This is a genomic window from Bradyrhizobium sp. STM 3843 (genome assembly GCF_000239815.1).
Classification (GTDB): Bacteria; Pseudomonadota; Alphaproteobacteria; order Rhizobiales; family Xanthobacteraceae; genus Bradyrhizobium.
The window spans coordinates 1-5,230 of the sequence record NZ_CAFK01000103.1 but is presented as its reverse complement, the minus strand read 5'-3'; the positions used below and the strand labels follow the sequence as shown (position 1 = coordinate 5,230).

Annotated in this window: 4 protein-coding genes; 2 read left to right on the top strand and 2 right to left on the bottom strand. The window is 60.2% G+C overall.

The features are described from left to right. Window positions 1-193 precede the first annotated feature (193 nt). Window positions 194-796 carry a nuclear transport factor 2 family protein gene (locus BRAS3843_RS14015; RefSeq protein ID WP_008969577.1) on the bottom strand — a complete coding sequence of 201 codons (603 nt, stop codon included), beginning with the start codon at window positions 794-796 and terminating at the stop codon, window positions 194-196. Between the two features lie 466 nt (window positions 797-1,262). Here BRAS3843_RS14015 and BRAS3843_RS14010 point away from each other — a divergent pair, with 466 nt between their 5' ends. Then, window positions 1,263-3,086: a metallophosphoesterase gene (locus BRAS3843_RS14010; RefSeq protein WP_244425306.1), complete on the top strand. Its 1,824-nt coding sequence runs from the start codon at window positions 1,263-1,265 to the stop codon at window positions 3,084-3,086. 364 nt (window positions 3,087-3,450) lie between these two features. Continuing rightward, window positions 3,451-4,206 carry an AraC family transcriptional regulator gene (locus tag BRAS3843_RS14005; protein ID WP_244425304.1) on the top strand — a complete coding sequence of 252 codons (756 nt, stop codon included), beginning with the start codon at window positions 3,451-3,453 and terminating at the stop codon, window positions 4,204-4,206. 58 nt (window positions 4,207-4,264) lie between these two features. Here the strand turns inward: BRAS3843_RS14005 and BRAS3843_RS14000 are convergent, their stop codons facing one another. After that, window positions 4,265-4,939 (bottom strand): response regulator, encoded by a 675-nt coding sequence (locus BRAS3843_RS14000; protein ID WP_244425302.1) that lies wholly within the window; start codon window positions 4,937-4,939, stop codon window positions 4,265-4,267. Between the last annotated feature and the right edge of the window lie 291 nt (window positions 4,940-5,230).

Below are 5,230 nucleotides of genomic sequence, written 5' to 3'. Positions count from 1 at the left end.
GCGCATTACTGCCTCGGTGTCAGCGGCCACGGCTACGGTGTCTGCGGTCGCGACGCCAACAACAACGTGGTTGCCGGCAACAAGGCCGAGGCCGTCACGACCGGCATGACGTTCGATTTCTAAGGTGAGATAACGGGCACGCGGAACAGGGGAGCTGACGAGCTCCCCTGCAAGCCACATGGCTTGACGTCAACTAATCGGAACCCTTGTAATACGCATCTGCCTTGATCACTTCAACGCCGCGCCATCCCCAATAGACGCGATGGGCCTGTATCAGTCCTTCCTTGATCTCCATGACCTCGAAGAAATCCATCTGCTCGCCATCGGGCGCCGCCCTGGGATATTCCCAAACCAGGGTCTGGCCGTCGGTGAAGTAACCCCGCCGGTGGAACGTGCGCTTTTCAGGTTTTCGCGGCGCGGCCTTGTCGAGCAGCTTGCGGATCTGTTCGCGCCCTTTGATCACGCCACGATCGCCGCCAAGCATGTACGGGACGAGCGGGCTCTCAAGAACCGCATCCGGCGCATAGAGCGCAATCATCGCATCGAGATCGTCATTCGACCACGCGCGATCCCATTCCGAATAAACCCGCTCGATCGCGTTTGACGTTTCGGTTGGCACGACAGCCCGGCTTAGATTGTTGCTCATTGGCGCAATCCCACCTTGCAGCATTCTCGCAGACGGCAAACGCGTGGGGCCCTTTTCGTGTTCCGCCGTTTGCGGGGCATGCGTTGGCGCACACGTCGTCACGATACGCGGAGGTCTCTCGCTGTCGTAGGTAAACGAGGGCATGCCCATGGGACGCCTCCGTGTTTGGGATCTTGCCTCGCCAAGCGACTTATCTGGCTGCGCGGTTCCGGTACTTAGTAGGACTCGGTACGCCATACGTCGCTTGGCTTGCGGAGATCCATGAGTGACGATCCGCTCGACTCCAGTGAAGTAAGGGCAATCGCGGGATCGCGGAACCGATCGCCGGACCGTGATATCCGTCGCATGACGTTGGTGATAGGCTCGGCGCCGCGTTCGTGCTGCCAGGTGCTTTCCTCCACGTCCCCTGCGCATTGTGGCTTTCCTTACTCCTCGAGCAGACAGGCCAGGTCCTGCGCGAAATTCAGGATGCTCGCGGAACGGTCTCGAAGAGGTTGCTCGATAACCCCGAGGACGGGCAGCTCGGCAGAGCGAGCATGAGGCAGGTGATGGTGTAGCAAAACGGCCCAAGCCAAGCACCACGTCGGTCTGGCGCGGGTTCGGTCCAGTCTCCATGATGAGCTCAGCAAGTCGCTTTGGTCAGGCCGATCTGATGGGGAGTGATCACCAGGATCATACGGGTTCAGGCGCCGCAGTTCCTGCCGTGCTGATCGACCCTCGCCGGGGCGACATCGAGGATGATGCCGCAAGCCCCGCACAACGCTCGCTGCTTGCGATTGCCGGAAATCTGCTGGTCGAGGTTAGCCTGCCGAAGCTGCTGTTTGTCTGGCTGATCCTCATAGTGGTGCCCGCGATTCTGATCGGCGTTGCGCCGCTGGTCATCTCGGCTTGGCTTCACACGCTCTCGGATCATCTCGCCACGCTGACCGAGATCGGTGCGGGATTGACGTTGGTCGCGGTCGCGGCCGTGGGCTGGATCGGCTGGCGGCCGTTGTTTCGTATGGCCGAGACGAGTTTCTGGTCGCTCAATGCGCTCGCGGTCCAGCCCGGCTATGCGATCGGCAGGGAAGGATTGCGTCACCTGGTCGAACAGCTGGTTGGCCGCAAGCTCGGCAATGACTCGCGAGCCCGGTTGCGCAGCCTATCCGCCGTCGCTGCCGGAGTCCTGCTCTGTGCCGGCGCTGCGCTGATCGCGATGCTGGCCTGGCCTGCATCGCAGTGGACGGCTGGCCTGAATGATCTGCTTCAGCCACACCGGCTGGCCTGGACCCTGCTGGCAAACGCGCTGGTGCTGATCTCGAGTTACGTCGCCCTGGCGTCGCTCGGCTGGGGATTTGCGGACGCTACCATGCACCACCCGGTCGGGCTGGCTGAATTCGACAGCGGTGTTTCTGGCGCGCGCTGCTGGCGCGTCGCCCATCTGTCGGACATCCATGTGGTCGGGGAACGATACGGCTTTCGCATCGAGAGCGGGCGCGCCGGCCCAAGCGGCAACACGCGCCTTGCGCGCGCACTTGCGCAACTCGCGGCGATTCACCAGGCAGATCCACTCGACCACGTCCTGATCAGCGGCGACATGACCGACGCAGGCCGCGCCAGCGAATGGGCCGAGTTCCTCGACGCCTTGGCCCGCCATCCCCAACTTGCTGCGCGATGCATCCTGTTGCCGGGCAATCACGACCTCAACATCGTCGACCGCGCCAATCCCGCGAGGCTCCACCTGCCCTTCAGCCCGCTCAAGCGGCTGCGGCAGATGCGGGCCTTGGCCGTGCTCAGCTCGGTCCAAGGCGGTCGTGTGCGCGTGGGCGACGGATCGGGTCCCGCGGCCCCGACCTTGAACGATGTCCTGGCGTCGTACCGACAGACAATCTCGGCGTTCGCCGATCGGGGTGGTCTGCGCAACGCGGCGGCGCTGAGGAGCCTCTTTGACGATCAATTTCCCATGATCCTCATGCCGGAGGATGAGAATGGTTTGGGGATCGCAATCCTCAACTCCAATGCCGACACTCACTTCTCCTTTACGAACGCGCTCGGACTCCTATGCCTGGACCAAGTGCGGCGATTGGAGGCCATTCTCAACCGGCATCCGAAGGCGCATTGGATCGTCGCGCTGCATCATCACCTCGTGGAGTACCCAATGCCGGTCACTTCGTTCTCGAAACGCATCGGGACCGCGTTGATCAACGGGAGCTGGTTCGTCCGCAAACTGGAGCCGCTAGGGCAGCGCCTGATCGTGATGCACGGTCACCGCCATATGGACTGGATCGGCCGGTGCGGTGCCTTGAAGATCATTTCAGCGCCGTCGGTGGTCATGAATTCCAAGGACGACTGCGCAAGCTCGTTCTACATCCACACGCTTTCGGCAGGCCCGGACGGAACACTTCGTCTGCTTCCACCGCAGCGGGTGGACGTTGCCGGAGAGAACGACCATCGGATCTGACAGCCTTTCCGCTTCAATCGATCCGCCCGGCAGGTCCGCAATCGGGCCGCTGAATGGAACCCTGCATTCGACAATGCCGCGGGAACTTCGGCTCAGCGATCGCAATCAGTTGCCGGCCTTCTCTTCGCAGAACAGCCCGGCCTACGAGATTTCCGAACTGTAATTTGCGAGTCCGGAAACAATTTGCCACATCCTCGACACGACCGTGTTTGTTTTAGGAGCAAAAGTTTTGGGACGGCGGAGTCAGCTCGAGTTGCATGAGCGACAGCCTGATGCGCGCAATTCGTTCTTGGTCAAACGGAAGCGATGGCCTTGGTTCTCCGCCGAGCTCGTTCGTATCAGGCCAACTGAATTGGATTTTCGCGTGAAGGGAGACGCGGCTTTTCTTGCGCTGCATAACTCCGTGCGCTCCGATGGAGAAACGATGATAGCCGGCGGAGGCCGTTCTACACTCAATGACCTTCGGGACAAGTTGACGTTCGTGCCGATCGGGTCTTATGGAGAAGGCTGGAATCGTTTCGAACGCGGCACATCGTCCGTCTTTGCCGTTCATCTCTGCCCGACGACGTCGGAGCATGACGCCAACGATATCTCCAAAGTTCCTCCGGCGCTGTATTTCGAAAACGACAATCTCAAAGCGACGCTCCAGAAGCTGCAAAGTGTCCTGGACGGCTCCGGCATCGACGACCATGCCTATGCGGAGACACTTGGGTTGTTGCTCTTGTGGGAGTTACGGCATGCCGCCGATCCAAAGCGTTCGCGTCTGAAACCGGTTCGGGGCGGTCTGACTGCACGTCAGTTGAATCGGGTGACAGATTTTATCGACGCCCAAATTCCGAATGAAATTACGATATCCGATCTTGCCGCCCTGGCGGGACTGAGCCACTACCACTTTATCAGGGCGTTCAAGGACACAGTCGGGCTTACGCCCTACCGGTACGTCCTGTCGGAACGGGTTCGCCGTGCAAGAACATTGTTGTCCAATCCAGCTCTCTCGCTGGCCGAAGTGGCGCTTGCGGCAGGGTTCAGCGACGTATCCCACCTGAACCGGATCTTTCGTAAATTTTCCCGCATGACGCCAACTGCCTTCCGCCGGGAAATCGGTTGGAGACTTCCTTAATATTTGCGCCACCACGTTCGCTCCGCTCGGAGCCACCTGAGCAAATGGGGACGTGCGATTACCTGCGCAAAATGCCGAGTCGTTCGCCGATCGACACGAGCTCAATCAGGCTGCCGGCCTTCATTTTCTCCATCACGCTGCGGCGATGTGCTTTGATAGTGCGTTCGGTCGCACCCAATTCATGAGCTATCTGCTTATTCATCCTGCCCCGGACAATCAGCACGAATACCTGCCGTTCGCGCGGCGTCAATTTTGCCAGGCGGCCCCGCAAGGCGTCGACCTGGCGCTTCGTCTCAAGGGCAGCCTGGTGACGCGCCAAAGCGCGCTCGATCGCTCCAACGAGCTCATCTGATTTGATGGGCTTGACCAGGAAATCCTCAGCACCTTCCTTGATCGCCGTCACGATCGCAGTCACGTCGACGTAGCCCGTGAGAAACACGATCGGAAGCATTGAGCCGAGCTCAAGCAGCCGGCTGTGAAGCGCCAGTCCGTTCAAGCCAGGCATCCGAACGTCGAGGAGAATGCAGCCTTTCTCATTTTCGTCGGGGCGCTGCTCCAGCAGCTGCTCGGCCGACGCATATGCGATCACAAGATATCCAATCTTCTCCAGGTGCCGTTTGATGGCGGTGCGAAAGGATACATCGTCATCAACGACATAGACGGTTCCAGACAAATGCTCTCCTGCAGGGAAGCCATTGCGCTTCTTCGTTCTGTTGGATTCGGACGGAACCATGCTTTTGGGTTCCCGCTGCGCAAATCAATGGCCGAGCTGATTTTCACCGCAAGAAATGCTCTTTGGCGCAATTTTGAGGGTCCCGTGCGCACGGACGAACGATCATGGCTGCCGAAACGCGGCGCTGTTGCCCCGACCGCAAGCCGACAGCGCCGGGTGAGGTGGAGGGGTGCGATTTTCCGTGTAGCGGTCCACGTGATGCAAGACCGAGCCAAGAAGACCTGGCGCCGAAACGCGATGTTCGCGAGCGTTTTCAACGCGAAGAGTCCTGTCCAGTCCCCTTCGCAAAAA

Coding starts and splice junctions, on each gene's coding strand:
- BRAS3843_RS14015 (WP_008969577.1), bottom strand. CDS start 796: ATGGGCATGCCCTCGTTTACCTACGACAGCGAGAGACCTCCGCGTATC.
- BRAS3843_RS14010 (WP_244425306.1), top strand. CDS start 1,263: ATGAGCTCAGCAAGTCGCTTTGGTCAGGCCGATCTGATGGGGAGTGAT.
- BRAS3843_RS14000 (WP_244425302.1), bottom strand. CDS start 4,939: ATGGTTCCGTCCGAATCCAACAGAACGAAGAAGCGCAATGGCTTCCCT.